The organism is Kribbella sp. NPDC050241, assembly GCF_044459685.1.
Taxonomy (GTDB): Bacteria; Actinomycetota; Actinomycetes; order Propionibacteriales; family Kribbellaceae; genus Kribbella.
Genome location: NZ_JBITJE010000003.1, coordinates 201,140 through 217,779, shown reverse-complemented (window position 1 = coordinate 217,779; position 16,640 = coordinate 201,140). Strand labels below are relative to the sequence as shown.

Annotated in this window: 14 protein-coding genes; 6 read left to right on the top strand and 8 right to left on the bottom strand. The window is 68.6% G+C overall.

What is annotated here, in order from left to right:
* The first annotated feature begins 29 nt into the window (after positions 1-29).
* Positions 30-1,235 carry a CapA family protein gene (locus ACIBG5_RS15595; RefSeq protein WP_396392218.1) on the top strand — a complete coding sequence of 402 codons (1,206 nt, stop codon included), beginning with the start codon at positions 30-32 and terminating at the stop codon, positions 1,233-1,235.
* 276 nt (positions 1,236-1,511) lie between these two features.
* Positions 1,512-2,054: an rRNA adenine N-6-methyltransferase family protein gene (locus ACIBG5_RS15590; protein ID WP_360444804.1), complete on the top strand. Its 543-nt coding sequence runs from the start codon at positions 1,512-1,514 to the stop codon at positions 2,052-2,054.
* 61 nt (positions 2,055-2,115) lie between these two features.
* On the opposite strand, the gene ACIBG5_RS15585 is transcribed toward ACIBG5_RS15590, so the two are convergent.
* Both ACIBG5_RS15585 and ACIBG5_RS15580 read right to left on the bottom strand, forming a co-directional pair.
* Positions 2,116-3,852: an ABC transporter ATP-binding protein gene (locus tag ACIBG5_RS15585; protein WP_396392217.1), complete on the bottom strand. Its 1,737-nt coding sequence runs from the start codon at positions 3,850-3,852 to the stop codon at positions 2,116-2,118.
* Positions 3,849-5,570, bottom strand: a complete 1,722-nt coding sequence (locus ACIBG5_RS15580) for an ABC transporter ATP-binding protein (protein WP_396392216.1) — start codon at positions 5,568-5,570, stop codon at positions 3,849-3,851. Before ACIBG5_RS15580 ends, ACIBG5_RS15585 begins: the two co-directional genes overlap by 4 nt.
* Before the next feature lie 254 nt (positions 5,571-5,824).
* On the opposite strand from ACIBG5_RS15580, the gene ACIBG5_RS15575 reads away from it, so the two are divergent.
* On the top strand, positions 5,825-6,790 hold the full coding sequence (locus tag ACIBG5_RS15575) for a glycerophosphodiester phosphodiesterase family protein (protein WP_396392215.1): 966 nt from the start codon (positions 5,825-5,827) through the stop codon (positions 6,788-6,790).
* A gap of 53 nt (positions 6,791-6,843) precedes the next feature.
* On the opposite strand, the gene ACIBG5_RS15570 is transcribed toward ACIBG5_RS15575, so the two are convergent.
* Both ACIBG5_RS15570 and ACIBG5_RS15565 read right to left on the bottom strand, forming a co-directional pair.
* A complete protein-coding gene (locus ACIBG5_RS15570) occupies positions 6,844-10,464 on the bottom strand; it encodes a S8 family serine peptidase (RefSeq protein WP_396392214.1) in 3,621 nt (1,206 codons plus the stop codon).
* 169 nt (positions 10,465-10,633) lie between these two features.
* Complete coding sequence (locus tag ACIBG5_RS15565; protein WP_396392213.1) at positions 10,634-10,966, bottom strand: PspC domain-containing protein; 333 nt, start codon at positions 10,964-10,966, stop codon at positions 10,634-10,636.
* A 158-nt stretch (positions 10,967-11,124) separates the two neighbouring features.
* On the opposite strand from ACIBG5_RS15565, the gene ACIBG5_RS15560 reads away from it, so the two are divergent.
* Positions 11,125-11,466: an MmcQ/YjbR family DNA-binding protein gene (locus ACIBG5_RS15560; RefSeq protein WP_396392212.1), complete on the top strand. Its 342-nt coding sequence runs from the start codon at positions 11,125-11,127 to the stop codon at positions 11,464-11,466.
* Positions 11,467-11,484: 18 nt separating this feature from the next.
* On the opposite strand, the gene ACIBG5_RS15555 is transcribed toward ACIBG5_RS15560, so the two are convergent.
* Entirely contained in the window at positions 11,485-12,048 is a 564-nt protein-coding gene (locus ACIBG5_RS15555) for a hypothetical protein (RefSeq protein WP_396392211.1), read from the bottom strand.
* 233 nt (positions 12,049-12,281) lie between these two features.
* On the opposite strand from ACIBG5_RS15555, the gene groL reads away from it, so the two are divergent.
* Positions 12,282-13,907 (top strand): chaperonin GroEL, encoded by a 1,626-nt coding sequence (gene groL / locus ACIBG5_RS15550; protein WP_360444828.1) that lies wholly within the window; start codon positions 12,282-12,284, stop codon positions 13,905-13,907.
* Positions 13,908-13,997: 90 nt separating this feature from the next.
* Here groL and ACIBG5_RS15545 read toward each other — a convergent pair whose 3' ends face one another.
* From ACIBG5_RS15545 to ACIBG5_RS15535, 3 genes are all read right to left on the bottom strand, one after another.
* Positions 13,998-14,981, bottom strand: a complete 984-nt coding sequence (locus tag ACIBG5_RS15545) for a glycoside hydrolase family 6 protein (protein WP_396392210.1) — start codon at positions 14,979-14,981, stop codon at positions 13,998-14,000.
* Positions 14,982-15,053: 72 nt separating this feature from the next.
* The gene (locus ACIBG5_RS15540; RefSeq protein ID WP_396392994.1) at positions 15,054-15,224 is read right to left on the bottom strand and encodes a ribonuclease domain-containing protein; all 171 of its coding nucleotides are present in this window, start codon (positions 15,222-15,224) and stop codon (positions 15,054-15,056) included.
* Positions 15,143-15,457: a hypothetical protein gene (locus tag ACIBG5_RS15535; protein ID WP_396393015.1), complete on the bottom strand. Its 315-nt coding sequence runs from the start codon at positions 15,455-15,457 to the stop codon at positions 15,143-15,145. The genes ACIBG5_RS15540 and ACIBG5_RS15535 overlap by 82 nt, the downstream gene beginning before the upstream one ends.
* Positions 15,458-15,671: 214 nt before the next feature.
* Here ACIBG5_RS15535 and ACIBG5_RS15530 point away from each other — a divergent pair, with 214 nt between their 5' ends.
* Positions 15,672-16,604, top strand: a complete 933-nt coding sequence (locus tag ACIBG5_RS15530; RefSeq protein WP_396392209.1) for a GNAT family N-acetyltransferase — start codon at positions 15,672-15,674, stop codon at positions 16,602-16,604.
* Positions 16,605-16,640: the final 36 nt, after the last annotated feature.

The following is a 16,640-nucleotide window of genomic DNA, read 5'->3' as shown; positions in this document are numbered from 1 at the left end:
GCGTCTCCTGTCCGACTGGGGTTGAGGGCTTGGGGGTTGCGATGGCGGTACGACGGCGGACGGTGCTCGGCGCGATGCTGGCCGGAGCCGGAGCGGTGGCAACAGCGGGCTGCATCGCCGATACGGCAGCGGACACAGGCCAAGGCGCTGGCAGCGGCCAAGACAGCGGCCAAGGCGAGAGCAGTGGTGTCGAGGCGCCGCCACAGAAGGCGAAGCCGACAGACGGACCCGACCGGATCACCCTGGTCGCCACAGGCGACGTACTGCTGCACGAGCGCCTCTGGACAACAGCCCGCCGCGATGGCCGCGACGGCGCCTGGGACTTCGCCCCGCTGATGGGCAGCGTCAAGCCGCTCGTCCAACAGGCCGACATCGCGGTCGCACACCTCGAGACGCCACTGGCGCCGCTCGGCGGCCCGTACCACGGCTACCCACTCTTCCAAGGCCCGCCGCAGATGGCCGCCGCCCTCAAACAGACTGGGTACGACGTCTGCACCACGGCGAGCAATCACAGTTTCGATGGCGGCGCGCCCGGCGTGGATCGCACCCTGAAGACCCTCGAGCAGGCCGGCCTCGAGCACGCCGGCACTGCCCGCTCCCGGGCCGAGGCCGAGACGCCCACGATCGTCGACGTCCACGGGGTGAAGGTCGCGTTCCTGAGCTTCACGTTCGGCTTCAACGGCCTGCCGTATCCGAACGGTGAGACCTGGCGAGCCGGCAAGATCAGCGTTCCCACGATCACACTGCGCGCCCAGGACGCCCGCGACCGCGGCGCCGAGATCGTCGTGGTCAGCTGCCACTGGGGCACGGAGTACTCGCCGAAGCTCAACGACCAGCAGCGTGAGGTCGCGCCGCAACTGCTTGCCGACAGCAACATCGACCTGCTGATCGGACACCATGCCCACGTGGTGCAGCCGATGGAGCAGCACAACGGCAAGTGGGTCGCGTACGGCCTCGGGAACCTCGTCGCCGCGCATCGCGAACCCAACAGCACCAAGGCCGAAGGCCTCCTGGTCCGCTTCACCTTCACCCGCGACGGCGACCGCTGGAACACCGACCAGGCCGAGTACGCGCCGTTGCTGATGACCGATGCGCTGCCTGTCCGCGTTCTCGACGTACGCCGTGAACTCGCCAAGGACGGTGTGACAGCAGCCCGCAGGGAGCGCCTCGAGCTGGCTGAGCGCCGTACGTCGATGACTGTCCGATCACTCGGTGCGAGCCCGAGAAGCCTATGAGACAACGATATTTCCATCTCGGTTGAAAGGCTTGCCTGCTCCGGAGGCACTGGAATAGTGAGCGCCAACGGCCACCGCGCCTGGGTGGCAGGGAGGCGCGCGTGCGACCTCCGGGACGCGGGTACGACGGTTACCAGGCGACCGTCGTACCCGCTGGTCGCGAAGTACGACGGCCGCGTACCGGGTTCGGTCGCACGGTGACGAAAATGCTTTGAGGGCTTGCGGTACGAGGGTCTATGGTCGGCCGCATGATTACGTACTTTGTGATGGTCCGTCGTGCCCGGCTCCGGGCAGGCGAGGGGTGCCTGGGGATGGCATCCGCTCGATAGTCGTTGGGCCCAACGGGTCGTGGACGCAGCCGGGGTGCAGCCCGGCGAACTCGTTCTCGACATCGGAGCCGGACTCGGTGCGCTGACCGCTCCGCTGGTCCGGGCCGGAGCCCGGGTGGTCGCTGTCGAACTCCACCCTGGTCGGGCCGACCGCTTGCGGCGGAGGTTCGCGGACGCACCGGTGACGGTGGTCCGGACCGATGCCGCTGATCTGCGGTTGCCGTCCCGGCCGTTCCGGGTGGTGTCGAGTCCGCCGTACAACGTCTCCACCGCACTGCTGAAGCGTTTGCTGGCGCCAGGATCCCGCCTGGTGTCGGCCGATCTCGTGCTGCAGCGGCAGGTGGCGAACCGGTGGATCCGTGGCGACGCACCGGGGGCGAACCGGTGGTTCCGGCACTACGACCTGTCGATCGGCTTACGTCTTCCCCGCAAGGCCTTCACCCCACCTCCGCAGGTCGACTCCGCAGTACTGCTGCTGCGCAAACGGTAGAAAGGGCAGACCCCTTGCCGGTCAGAGGTGACCGGCAAGGGGTCTTTGCTGTCAGCAACTGTCACCCGTGCCAGGAGGTCCAGAGCGCCGCGTACGAGCCCTGCCGGGCGACCAGCTCGTCGTGGCTGCCGAGCTCACTGATACGGCCGTCCTCGACCACCGCGATGCGGTCGGCGTCGTGCGCGGTGTAGAGGCGGTGGGCGATGGCGATCACCGTCCGGCCCTCGAGTACGGCGGCAAGCGAGCGCTCCATGTGCCGCGCGGCCCGTGGGTCGATCAACGACGTCGCCTCGTCCAGTACCAAGGTGTGCGGGTCCGCCAGCACCAACCTGGCCAGCGCCAACTGCTGCGCCTGCGCCGGCGTCAGCGCGAGCTGACCGGAGCCGACTCGCGTGTCCAGACCGTCAGGTAACGCATCCGCCCACTCCCGCGCGTCAACGGCAGCCAGAGCGTCCAGCAACTCCGCGTCCGACGCGCCGGGGCGTGCCATCGACAGGTTGTCGCGTAACGTCCCGACGAACACGTGGTGCTCCTGGGTGACCAGCGCGACCTGCTTGCGCAGCTCGTCCAGCGGCAGCTCGGTCATCCCGACGCCGCCGACCGTCACCGAACCCGTCCGTGGTGGATGGATGCCCGCGACCAGCCGGCCCAGCGTCGACTTCCCGGCACCGGACGGCCCGACCATGGCGATCCGCTCGCCGGGCTGGACCGTGAGATCGACACCGTGCAGTACGTCGCGGCCGTCGACGTACGAGAACCGTACGTCGCGCGCCTCGACCAGGTCGCCGGACGGCATCCGGCCCGACGGCGTGCGGTCGTCCGGTACGTCGCTGATCCCCAGCAAGCGGGCGAACGCGGCGCCACCGGACTGCAACTCGTCCAGCCAGGAGAGCAACCGGTCGACCGGATCGATCAGCTGGTTGACGTACAGCACCGCAGCTGTGATGGCACCCAGCGAGACGTGCCCGTTGAGGTGCAGCCAGCCGCCGAACAGCAAGGTCCCGACGACCGGCACCAGGTAGCTGACCTCGGCGACCGGGAAGTAGACCGTCCGGAGGAACAGCGTGTACCGCTCAGCCAGGTAGGAGCCCCGGATGTCCGCGTCGCCGCGGCGGACCCGTTCGTCGTACCGCTGTAGTGCCTCGACCGTCCGGGCGCCCTCGACCGTCTCGGCCAATGAGCTGGTCATCTGCGCGTACGCCGCGTTCTCACGCAGGTATCCGTCTTTGGCGCGGCGCAGATACCACTTCGTGCTGAGCCAGAGCAGCGGAGTCATCGCGAGCAGCGGCACCAGCACCCAGACGCCGACCAGCACCGTCGCCACGACCGTGAACAGCACCGTGACGAACGCGATGATCGTCTCCGGTACGGCGAAGCGCACCGTCCGCGACAGCGTGTCGACGTCACGCGAGGTGCGGGACAGCAGGTCACCCGTGCCGGCCCGCTCGACCGTGCCGATCGGCAGCGCGAGCGCGTTGTCGACGAAGTCCTCACGCAGCTCGGCGAGCACCTGCTCGCCGAGTGCGAACGACTTGAACCGGGCCCACCGGGTCAGCAGCGACTGCGCCACGATGAACACCGCGATCACCAGGATCACCTGGTTGACCTTGGCCACGGTCGTGCCGTTCTGGACGTCCTCGACCAGGCCGCCGATCAGCCGCGGCGCGGCCAGACCGCTGATCGCCGCCAGCCCGTGCAGCAGCAGCGCGACCGACAGGGTGCGCGGATGCTGCCGGGCCAGCCGGCGCGCGTGCCGACGGATCTCGGTCGGGCCCGCCACAGGCAGGATCTGCCTCATGCGAGCACCTCCTCTTCTTCCGTCTGCCTGGTCACTGTCCTGCGGTACTGCGGTTCGGTCGCGAGCAGCTCGCGGTGCTTGCCGGAAGCAACCACTCGGCCGGCGGCGACGAAGATGACCTCGTCGACGTGGTCCAGCAGCAGCGGACTCGCGGTCAGCACGACCGTGCTGCGGCCGGCACGCTGATCACGCAACCGCTCCGCGATCCGCGCCTCGGTGTGTGCGTCGACCGCGGACGTCGGCTCGACCAGCACCAGTACAGACGGGTCGGCCAGCAGTGCACGCACCAGCACCAGTCGCTGCCGCTGCCCACCGGAGAACGACCGGCCCTTCTCCTCGACCTCGGAGTCGAGCCCGTCGGACAGCGCGACCAGGACGTCCTCGGCCGACGCCGTCCGCATCGCCGCCATCACTTCCTCGTCGGTACGACGGTTGTCCGGGTCGAGCTCCTGGCGCAGTGTGCCGGTGAACAGCTGTGAGCCGGTGTCGCTGACCAGGATGCGCGCACGCACGTCCTCGCGCGTCGCACTGGCCAGGGTGACCCCGCCGTACCGGACCTCGCTGGTGTCGTCGTACCGGCCGAGGCGGTCGGCAAGCTCGCCGTTGCTGTCCGCCTCGGCGGAGACGATCGCGGTGAGCAGGCCGTCGCGGGCGCGGATGCCGGACACCGGGTCGACCAAGTCGCCGTGGTCGGGCAGGTGCACCGCCGTCTTCGGCTCGGTGATGTCGGACCGCAGTTCCAGCACTCGGATCACCCGTCCCGCCGCGACCAGACCGCGCATCAGCTGGTTGGCGAACTCGGTGGCGGTGCGCAGCGGCAGTACGAGGAACGTCGCATAGCCGTAGAAGGCGACCAGTGAGCCCGCACTGAGGTCACCGCGCAGCGCGAAGTGCGCGCCGAGGCCGACCACGAGCACGACGAAGATGCCCGGCAGCAGAACCTGTGCGGCATCCAGCACGGACTGGATCCGCGCGACCCGAACACCGGCCTGCCGGACCTGCTGCGACTCGCCGCGATACCGGCGCGAGAAGGAGTCCTCGCCACCGATGCCGCGCAGCACCCGCAGACCGGCCACGATGTCGGAGCCCAGCGAGTTCAGCTCACCGACCGCCTCACGTTGCGCGGACTGCCGCTTGTGCAGCGGCCGCAGCATCGGGCCGAGGCAGAACAGCATCACCGGTACGCCGATCAGCACCACCAGCCCGAGCGTGGTCGACGAGGAGAGCAGGATCGACGCGACCACGACGAAGGCGACGATCGAGCCCGTGAAGCGGGCCGAGATCTCCATCAGGTTGCCGATGTAGGACAGGTCGCCGGCGCCGATGCTGACCACCTCACCGGTGGCCAGATGCTTCGGTAGCGTCGCGCCGAGGTCGGCGGACTTCCGCGTGATCACCTGGACCGTGCGGTACGCGGCGGTCAGCCAGTTCGTCACCGCGAACCGGTGCCGCATGATGCCGGCCAGCGCCTGCACCACGCCGACCACGAACAGCACCGCGGTCCACTGGAGCAGCCGCTTGCCGTCGCCCGCCGCGATGCCCTCGTCGATCGCGAGGCCGAGGATCGCCGGGATGAACGCCTGCGCGCCCATCCAGAGAATGCCGAACACCATACCGCCCGCGAGCGTGCGGGACTGACCGCGCGCGACCCACAACAGATAGCGGGTCGGCGAGCGGTGATCGGGGACGCCCGGATCGGCGACAGGAAGTTGTCTCATAGCGCTTTCAGGCTAGGCGTCGCCACCGACAGCCGCATGCGAATTAATCGCAGGTATGAACCCCGCGGGCGACGCCATCGGAGGATGCGAAGGAGCGGCCTGATTGGTCGCGTACGGCTGGCACGGTTGGCACCAGCCCGCTGGAATGGTGACGGTCGGTACGGCTTTCGTATCTGCCCGCGCATCAAAAGACCTTCACCTTGCGTTGGGCAACGAGTTCCCGACGGGCCATGTCCGCCGCCTGTCCTGGATCCATGCTGGTGATCGCGCATCGGGGAGCGAGTGGCTACCGCCCGGAACACACGCCGGCGGCGTACCGCCTGGCTGCGGCCCAGGGGGCCGACTATCTGGAACCCGACCTGGTCGCCACTCTCGACGGCGTCCTGGTCTGCCGGCACGAGAACGAGATCTCGGGTACGACGGACGTCGCGGACCACCCGGTGTTCGCGGACCGGAGGATCACCAAGATCGTCGATGGGACCGCCGTGACCGGCTGGTTCGTGGAGGACTTCACCTACGACGAGCTCCGGACGCTGCGGACGCGGGAGCGGATGCCCGGGCTGCGTGCGGCCAACACGGCGTACGACGGGCACGAGGAGATCCCCACGCTCGACGACGTGGTGGCGCTGGCCCGGGAGGAGTCGCTCCGGTACGGACGACCGATCGGCGTGATCCCGGAGATCAAGCACCCGGCGTACTTCCGGCGGCTCGGACTGCCACTGGAGGAGCTGCTGACCGAGCGGATCCTGGCCCTGCGGCTGCGCGACGACGAGATCATGGTGCAGTCCTTCGAGCCGACCAGCCTGAGGCGGTTGTCGGTGATGACCCGGGTCCCGCTGGTGCAGCTGGTGGATGCCGACGGTGCCCCGAACGACTTCCGCCGTACCGGCGACGGCCGCACCTTCGCGGACCTGATCGAGCCGGCTGGGCTGCGCGAGGTGTCGACGTACGCTCAGGTGCTGGCGCCGCACAAGGACCTGGTCATCCCGCGCACCGCGGCGGGCAATCTGGGTGAGCCGACCCGACTGGTCGACCAGTCCCACCGCGTCGGCCTGAACGTCCAGATCTGGACCTTCCGGGCCGAACGCCGCTTCCTCCCCACAGCCCTCGACCTCCCCGCCGAACTCTGCCGCTTCGCCGCCCTGGGCATCCAAGGCGTCTTCGCCGACCACCCCGACATAGCCACCGCCACCCTCAAACAAACAGCGTTGAACGTCTAGCAGAGGGGAGGCGGCAGGGTGGGGGCTCTCACCCTGCCGCCTGGTCGGGGGGGTCAGCGGAGGTTGTAGGAGTTGGTGAGGGTCTGGGTGATGGCGTTGTTGTCGGTGTCGGTGGAGTTGATGCGTAGGGAGACGGACTGGCCCTTGTGGGGGTGGGTGTAGGTGGCCTGGTAGCGGCCGTTGGGGAGGTTGCGGATCGAGGTGGGTTGCCAGGTGGCGCCCTCGTCGGTGGAGATTTCGACGGTCAGGGAGCGGATCGGGCCTGCGGTGGCGCCGGGCTGGTGGCCGACCGACAGGTTGAGCGAGACGCGCTGACCGAGGCGTGCGGTGTTGGCGAGGTCGAGGGCGGTGTGGCCGGAGCGGGCGTCGGTGACATCGGTGTAGTCGACGTCGAGCAGCGGTAGGACCTTGCTGCCCGCTGCGACGGTTGTCGAGCCGAACGTCCACTCGGTGTGGGCGTTGGTCGTCAGTCCGACGACACTCCGGTTGTTGGCCACGTCGGACACGAGCCGATAGCGGCTGGAGGTTGCCGGGACCGGCACGTTGCCGACCGTGAAGCCGCTGTTGTAGACCTCGGTGTCGTCGGCGTACAGCGTGGTGTTCACCGAGGTGCCAGGCAGCGACCGCGCCCAGTTCCCGGCGGCGTCGGTGAACGGCGCGTAGTCGAAGTTGATGACGTCGCCCCGCCGGTTGGTCGTGCCCTGGCTGTCGTTCCGGGCGCCGGCTGCGACCCCGGGTGAGTACGGCGCCTTGAGGAACTCCAGATCGGCGTGCTCACCCGGGCGGTACGTCGGGAACACCCGCGGCCGGACCAGGGTCTTCTTGGCGTAGAACTCCCAGGCCGTCGTCGCCTTCACGTCCCGGTCGGCCGTCACGTACTGGGTCCGCGTGTAACCGGTCGTCGGAACCCAGTCCCCGACAGGCGACGTGGAACAGCCGCAGGACGCGTCCGAGTGCTGGTTCAGGACCCAGCCGGCTCCCGCTTCGCCGGTCCCGGAGGAATAGATCCGGGTCGTGACCGTCGCCAGGTCGGACGAGCGGTAGGTCAGATCGCGCCCGACCTGACCCTTCTCGACGAAGCTCACGTCGTAGGCGTACGGCGAACGCGGTGTCTCGGTCAGCTCCATCCACGCCCATGGGCTGCGGGCTTCGGACCGCAACTCGAGACCGTCGGACCGCGACAGCGCCATCGTCACGACACCAGGACCGTACAGATGCGGAACCAGGTCTCCGCTCTTCGCGGGATAGACGGCCACAGCGACCGCCCCGGCGTCGGCCAACTGCTGGACCACCTCATCGACCGACCGGTCTCCGGGCTGCTGGACCAGCGCCACCGCCCCGGCCACCTGCTTCGGTTGGGCGTCGGCGTCGACCAGCCGGTACCGCCGCTTCCCGTCGGTGAGTGGACCTCCGGCGTACGACGCGCTCACCCGCCCTCCACCGGACCGCGCCTGCAACAGCGGCACGCCGGAGTCCCACGTCGTCATGACCGAGAAGCCCGCATCCGTGACCCGCTCGGTCGGTGACATGGACAGCCGCAGCGGCGTGCCCGTGGTCATGTCGGTCGCCCACTCGTCATAGATCGCATGGGTGTCGCCCGGATCGCCCCGGTTCCACCGCACCGAGACGGAGTGCGGTGCCGACGGCTTCGAGGTCGTCAGAGTCATCGGCCTCGCCGTGCGGGCATCGAGGGTGACGGTGTAGTTCGGCGCGTGGGCGGACATCTTGGGCAGTCCGACGATGCTGATCTCTGACGTCGTGTCGCCGGAGCCGTCCGGTGTGGTGATGAGGCCGAAGACGTTGTAGTTGCCCTCAGGCAGCCGCAGCGTCCACTCCGTCTGGTTCGGTGAGAACAGCAGCTCCTCCGCGTAGTACCGTCCGTCGCTCTCCTGGTACGGCGCGATGCGGGCCCGGCCGCTCGCCGGCTTGCCGTTCCGGTCGAGCATGCGGATGGTCACGTCGACCGTGTCGTCCTGTTTGACGAAGCCGACGGTCGTTGCGAGCTCTACGCCGGGACCGGTCGCGGTGACCCGTCCGCTGTACTCGTCGGCCTCCAGTGCGGTCGCATCCAGCGTCAGCGTGACGTCGGCCGATGCGCCCGCCGCGATGGTGGTCGTGGTTGGTGTGACGGTCACGCCGGCCAGCTCGGTGGCCAGATCGAGGGTCACCGCAGTCTCGGAGTGGTTCTGATAGGTCAGCGTCTTCTGCTGCCGCAGTTGGTCGGCGCGGTAGGGCCGAGTGATGTGCCCGAAGCTCATCACGCCTTGGTCGACACTGACCTGCTGGGCGGTGGCCCGAGCGAGGTCGACCGCTCCTGCGCCGACGGTGAAGGCCGTGCTGCCCTCGACCGGGTCGGCGGTGGAGGCAAGGGTTGCCTTGAGCAAGCCCGGCGACCACTCCGGGTGCTCCTGGTGAAGGACGGCAGCCGCACCGGCGGCGTACGCAGCAGAGGCAGAGGTGCTGACAGCAGACGCGTAACCGCCACCGGGGTAGGCGCCGATGACGCCGAATGCGGGTGCGACGAGCTCAGGCTTGATGGCCCCGCGGTCCGCCATGACGCCGTGCCTCGCCTGGTCCCACCAGTTGCCACGATTGGTGCCGCCGACGGTGAGGGCGGCTGGAGCCGCACCGGGTGCGACCACGTTCGTCGTACCTGGTTCGGCATAGCTCTTGGAGCTCGTCGGTACGACGAACAGGGCGTCGGACTGCCGGCCGAGGTCGTCGACCGCCTGGGTCAGCGGATCCTCGCCACGGGTGATGCTGCCGGCGACGTTGACGTCGATGACGTCGGCCCCCGAGTCCACTGCCCACTGCAACCCGGCGATGGCCCAGGACTCGTAGCCGGCACCGGTGTCGTCGAAGACCTTGCCGACCGCGAGGTGAGCGCCCGGGGCGGCACCGGCGTACTGTCCGTCGGACGCGGCGCCGCTGCCGGCGGCGAGCGATGCGGAGTGTGTGCCACTGCCGAACCGATCGGTGGTGTCGTTGCCGCCGGTGAAGTCGCGGGTCAGGTCGATCCGGCCGGCGAAGTCCGGGTGAGACGCGTCGATGCCGGTGTCCAGGACTGCGACCAGGGAACCCGTTCCGTCGTACGCGCTGGTGGTCTTCGTTGCAGCAGAGTCCTTGGTGCCTTCGGTGAGCTGCGTGCCGACCGGCCGCGTGCGGGCGTCCAGCCAGACCTTCTCGACGTCGGACCGCTTCTGGATATCGGCGAGGAAGCCGGTCTTGGCGTCCTTCGGCTGGCTGACGGCCTTGAAGGTCGCGCCGGTGCGGTACGAGACGATCAGCGGAAGCGTGCTCCGGTCGTTGTCGCCGTACCCCTGGCGCACGAGGGCGCTGACGTCGAAGAGCCGCCGGTCGAGTTTGCCGGCGGCCATCAGGTCCAGCGCCGAGGCCGGCTCGACGTACACGTCGCCGTCCTGGAGATAGATGTGGGTGCCGGCGTTGGAGCTGCCGGGCGTGGTGGTGACGACGGTGGCTTGCTGCTTACCGTCTGCCAGGGTGTCGAGGCGTACGACGTCACCGGTCACGAGTGTGACCAGGTCAGTCTTGGTGACGGCGGCCGATTGTTCGTACGCGGCGGTTGGCGCGGTCGCGGCGCTGCCGGTTGCTGTCACTGGTGCGAGGGCCAGCGATCCGGCGAGGGCGACGGCGGGAAGTAGTCGTGGGAGCACGCTTTGGAACGTAAGGAGCCCGGAGGGATACCGGCAATCGATCCGGCTGGCGAGAACTCGTCATGACGGGAGTCGGTCGCCGATGCAGGGCGGCAGGGTGACGGTGGTTGTGGTCACCCTGCCGCGCTGGGTCCGGGGGTGGCTGCGCCGGGGTACGGCGCAGGGGTGGTCACGCCGCCGGGGGCTTGCTGTTGTTGTCGTCGTAGATGCGGGAGGCGATGTCGGCCTCGGGGGAGTTGGGCTGGTTCACGGACTGCTGGACGTTCTGCCAGACCGCCTTGCCGTCGGCCTCGGGGATCACGATCCACGCGACCGCGTAGCCGAGCAGCGCGGTGCCGCCGGTGATCAGGGTCAGGCCGACGATGGCGAGGCGGACCAGGGTCACGTCGATGTTGAAGTACTCCGCGAGCCCGCCGGAGACACCCGACAGCATCCGCTGGGACTTGGACCGGCGGAGGACCTTGCCGGAGAGGTTCTGGAACGGTGCGTTGGAGTTCGTCATGGCTCTACTCTCCCGCCCGGAGGCGGTCCGCCACATCAGGATCGGTACCGACCCGACCCCTGGCCTGACCCCGGTGTCCCTGACCCGGCGGCCCTTACCACTTTCGGCCCGGATCAGCGGACCTTCGGACTGTCGGTGGCCGCATTTACCGTCGGGGGATGGACGCGCAGACGGTGCTGAAGGTGATGCAGGGGTTGCCGGGGGCGGAGGAGCATGAGGGCTGGGCCGGCCAGCCGGCCTTCAAGGTCCGCAAGAAGGGTTTCGCCTACATGTCCGAGGACGAGAGCAGGCTGATGCTCAAGGCGCTCCGCGAGGAGCAACAGGCGCTGGTCGCGGAGAACCCAGAGGTCTACTCACCTTCCTGGGAGGGCGGCCGGTTCGCCTGGCTGGAGATCGACCTGGCCGCCGCTGACGACGACGAGGTGCAGGAGTTGATCACCGAGGCCTGGCGCCTGACCGCACCGAAGTTCCTGGTCGCCCAACTCGAGTCCAAGGTCTAGTCGACTCGAGTCCAGGGTCTAGTCGAGGAGCTTGCGGACCAGGACCCACTGCGGGCTGGTGCGGCTCACCTCGGTGAAGCCGGCGTCCAGGAAGACGGACAGCGGGCCGCGGTAGAGATCCGCTGACGGAGTGCGGCCGGCCAGTGTGGTGTCGACCGCGCAGCCCTCCACGGACGGAGCGGCGTACTCGCGGGCCATGGCGACGGCGCCGGCCGCCAGTTCACCCGCAACGCCCTTCCGGCGCTTCCCGACCGGTACGACGAAGCAGGTGATCACCCACGAGTCGGGGTGATCCGTCCGCCAGTGGGGTGAGGCCAGGACCCGTGGGTACGACGTACGTCGGGCGACTGCACACCAGCCGATCGGCGTATCGCCGTCGTACGCAAGGACGCCGGGTGGTCGCTCACCGTGACATACCTGGGAGCGCAAGCCCTGGCGATTCTCGTCCGGGGTGGCGTCGGACCAGGCACGGCCGCGGAGACGGAAATACTGGCACAGGCAGCGCGACGGATCGCCGCGCTCACCCATCACCGTTGCCACGTCCCGCCACGAGTCCGGACCCGCCGGTCGCACCTCCACCATGCGCTTACGGTAGCGAGGGGCTGGCTTGCACTCGTTTGGGGCGAGTGCTAATACTTGGTTAGCACTCCATGGGTGAGAGTGATAAGGCTCGTGCTCGTGGAGTGGGACAGAAGACGGCCTCGATGAGGTGCTGGGACTGTGGCGGGACGTGACCGCCACGCTGCCGGTGCCGTCCGTCGCGGGCATCCGGCCGGCTGAACCACCAAGACTCGACGCGGGAGGACTCGCGGAGAATGCCCAAGCTGATTTCTTTCAACGAAGAGGCGCGCCGCGGCCTCGAGCGGGGTATGAACACCCTCGCCGATGCCGTCAAGGTGACGCTTGGCCCGAAGGGCCGCAACGTCGTCCTGGAGAAGAAGTGGGGCGCCCCCACGATCACCAACGACGGTGTCTCGATCGCCAAGGAGATCGAGCTCGAGGACCCGTACGAGAAGATCGGGGCCGAGCTCGTCAAGGAAGTTGCCAAGAAGACCGACGACGTCGCGGGTGACGGCACTACCACCGCCACCGTGCTGGCTCAGGCTCTCGTCCGCGAGGGACTGCGCAACGTCGCCGCCGGCGCCAACCCGATGGGCCTGAAGAAGGGCATCGAGAAGGCGACCGAGGCGGTCAGCGAGCAGCTGCTCAAGCTGGCCAAGGACGTCGAGACCCGCGAGCAGATCGCGTCGACCGCGTCCATCTCGGCCGCTGACAACCAGGTCGGCCAGATCATCGCCGAGGCGATGGACAAGGTCGGCAAGGAAGGCGTCATCACCGTCGAGGAGAGCAACACCTTCGGCCTCGAGCTCGAGCTCACCGAGGGTATGCGCTTCGACAAGGGCTACATCTCGCCGTACTTCGTGACTGACACGGAGCGGATGGAAGCGGTCCTGGACGACCCGTACATCCTGATCGTCAACAGCAAGATCTCGAGCATCAAGGACCTGGTCCCGGTGCTGGAGAAGGTCATGCAGACCGGCAAGGCCCTGGCCATCATCGCCGAGGACATCGAGGGCGAGGCGCTGGCCACCCTGGTCGTCAACAAGATCAAGGGCACCTTCAAGGCCGTCGCCGTCAAGGCGCCGGGCTTCGGTGACCGCCGCAAGGCCATGCTGGTCGACATCGCCGTCCTCACCGGCGGCGAGGTCATCTCGGAGGAGGTCGGCCTCAAGCTGGACTCCGTCGACCTGGAGCTGCTCGGCCAGGCCCGCAAGATCGTCGTCACCAAGGACGAGACGACCATCGTCGAGGGCGAGGGTGACGCCGACCAGATCTCCGGCCGGGTGAACCAGATCCGCGCCGAGATCGAGAAGTCGGACTCCGACTACGACCGCGAGAAGCTGCAGGAGCGGCTGGCCAAGCTGGCCGGTGGCGTTGCGGTGATCAAGGTCGGCGCGGCCACCGAGGTCGAGCTGAAGGAGCGCAAGCACCGCATCGAGGACGCTGTTCGCAACGCGAAGGCGGCCGTCGAGGAGGGCATCGTCGCCGGTGGCGGCGTGGCTCTGCTGCAGGCGTCCGTGGCGGCGTTCGAGAAGCTGGAGCTCGAGGGTGACGAGGCGACCGGAGCGCAGATCGTGCGCCACGCCGTCGAGGCCCCGCTGAAGCAGATCGCGATCAACGCCGGCCTCGAGGGCGGCGTCGTGGTGGAGAAGGTCCGCAACCTCCCGACCGGACACGGCCTGAACGCCGCGACCGGCGAGTACGTCGACCTGATCGCGACCGGCATCATCGACCCGGCCAAGGTGACTCGCTCGGCGCTGCAGAACGCGGCGTCGATCGCGGCCCTGTTCCTCACCACCGAGGCCGTCATCGCCGACAAGCCGGAGAAGGCCTCGGCCGCTCCGGGTGGCGCGCCCGACATGGGCGGCATGGACTTCTGAGCTAGGAAGTCCGACGGCATATAAGCAGGACAAAAGCGGTCCCGGGTCCCCACCCGGGACCGCTTTCCGTTGTCGGTGGGGGGTTGTGTGTCAGGTGCCGGTGATCAGGTGGGTGGCGAGGACGGGGGAGAAGGTGCCGAGAGGGACGGTCGGGGTGAGTCCGCAGAGCCCGTCGGAGGTTCCGGGTGTGGTGAGCCAGAGCAGCAGATCGGCGGGTGTGCTGGTTGTGGGGGTGGACTCGTCTGGTGCGGCGCCAACCTGAGTCGGGGCGCCCAGCTTTCGGCCGGTGGGGTTGCACCACGTGCCGTTGGAGCCGTTGCCATTGCGGCTGGTGTCGATGACGAACTCACCGGCGCCGCCAAGCGCCGCCTTGATCGCGGTGCCCTTCGCCGCAGATTCCTCGGTCGTGTAGTAGTTCGACGTGTTCAGCGCAAAGCCGCGGATCTTGCCGATGTCGACCAGCCGCAGCCGCCGTGCCATCTCCTTGGTCTCGAGCGTGGTCGCCGTACCGGCGTCCATGTAGGCCCAGGTGTTCGGGTTCTGCGTCGCGAACTGGTTGGCGGCGTACTTGAGCAGCGCGATCCGCGCCGGCCGGTCCTTCGCCGGCAGACAGTCGAGCCGTGCCAGCGCGTCAGGCTCGATCACCACGATCGCCGGCCGGGCACCGATCCCGTCGGAGAACTGGCTGATCCAGGTCCGGTACGCCGATGGCGACTCGGCCCCGCCACTCCAGCGACCACCGCAGTCGCGGCCCGAGATGTTGCCCGCGACAAGCACCGGCAGCTTGTCCAGCCTGTCGGCGGCCGCGGTGTACGCCGTCACAGCCTGCTTGACGTCACCGCTCGTACGACCGAACCACCGCGCACCCGCCTGGTCCGCGATCTTGGTCTTGATCTCGGTCGCACCCGGGTGCCGCCGTACGTAGCTGGCCGCGCTGGAATCCGGATCGACGTAGAAACCGCTGGTCAGCTTCAGTGGGTTGCCGGTCGCAACGGCCAGCCCGGGTGCGGGCCGGCCGCCGGCGACCAGTCCGACGGCGAGCAGGCCGATCACGACCGTGCGCAGGGTCGACATCGTGGATGAGTCCTTCCGTCAAGGGCGGGATGGTTACTCAACGTGTCGATGACACTACCGTCGGAGTGGGGACTAGCTCTCTTCGTCGACCTCGCAGAACGACGCGTAGTGGTCGGCGGTGTCGTAGACATGCGCGGGGTCGGTGGTCGCGCCGCCGCCGATCAGCCGGCGCGCGCCGCGGTCGGGCGATCCAGGCGTCTTGACGGTGTACTCGTGGTAGTAGCCGGTCGACTCGTCCGGCAGGATGCCTCCCGGTTCTGGAACACGGTGCCGTCCTGGGAGTACGGGAACGGCCCACCGGAGTGGATGAGTTCGAGCGTGTCGGAGGCCTGCGAAGGCAACGAACTGAGCGCACAGTCCGCAATGGCGGCGACGGACTGCGCAGGGATGGTCTGGGAGTGCGTCGGTACGGCGTACGCCGTGGAGCCGAGGGTGGTCGCGGCGACGAGGGTGAGGGCGGCGATGAGGGTTCTCATGCCCGGAGGCTTCCCTGCTCAGGCGACCGCGGTACATCCCAACTGTGAATAACAGTTGGACTATGACCCCGGACAGGCTCTAGTGTCTGGCCCGGCGAGAGTACATTCCGGAGCGGAAGGAGCGACCGATGAGCACACTGACTTGTTTCCCGGCGCGACCGATCCGCTCGCACAGCTCGCACTGAGCGGAAGCGCGCCTCCTGCTGGAGGATCTGTGACCATCCGCACCATCGTCGAGGCCGACCTCGACACCATCCGCACTCTGATCGAGCAGAAGTCCGTCAACACCGTGACGGCCGAGCGCTACGGCGAGTACGTTGCCGAGGGCATGTATCGCGACGACTGGACCTGGGTCGCCGAGGAGAACGGCGAGATCCAGGCGCTCGCCATCTGGTGGGGCGCGCCCGACGAGGACCACCCGTTCAGCATCGACGGCTTGTACTACGCCGGCGACGGCGACCCGGTGCCGGTCTGGACGGCGCTGATCGAGCAAGCTATCAAGGCGCGGCCGGCCGACGCCGAGCCGCCGGAGTACCACTTCTTCCTGGACAGCGACTGGCAGGACCAGCCCGACGTCGTCGCCGCGCTCGAGCCGCGCTCGCGTGCGGTCGCCGCGCTCGGGCTGACTCAGATCACCGACCGGCTGCGGTACGAGTGGAAGCCGGAGTACGGACTGCCTGAGCGGTCCACCCGAGTGCGGTTCGAACCGGCGGATGACGAGACGTTCGTCCAGGTGTTCGCCCGCGTCAGTGAGGGCAGCCTGGACGCCGCGACTGCGCGGGAGATCGCCCGCCTCGGGGTCGAGGGCGCGGCCCGCGACGACCTCGCCGTGTACAAGTCGATGCCGGGTGACCGGAGTTGGTGGCGGCTCGCGTACGACGCCGACGGCAAGCTGATCGGGTTCGCGATCCCGTCGGCCAATGCCGGCGGCCCGGTCGTCGGCTACCTGGGTGTGGTGCCCGAGCACCGCGGGCACGGGTACATCGACGACTTGCTTGCCGAGATCACCCACCTGCTGGCCGAGACCGGTGCCGAACACATCCGCGCGGACACCGACTTCGGCAACGTCCCGATGGCCAAGAGCTTCGAACGCTTGGGATACCGGAACTTCGCGGTCCGCAGAGTCCTGTCCTTCCCGGAGGTCTGAGCACTGCCCCTCGGCGCTCCCAATTGGGTGAGCCGA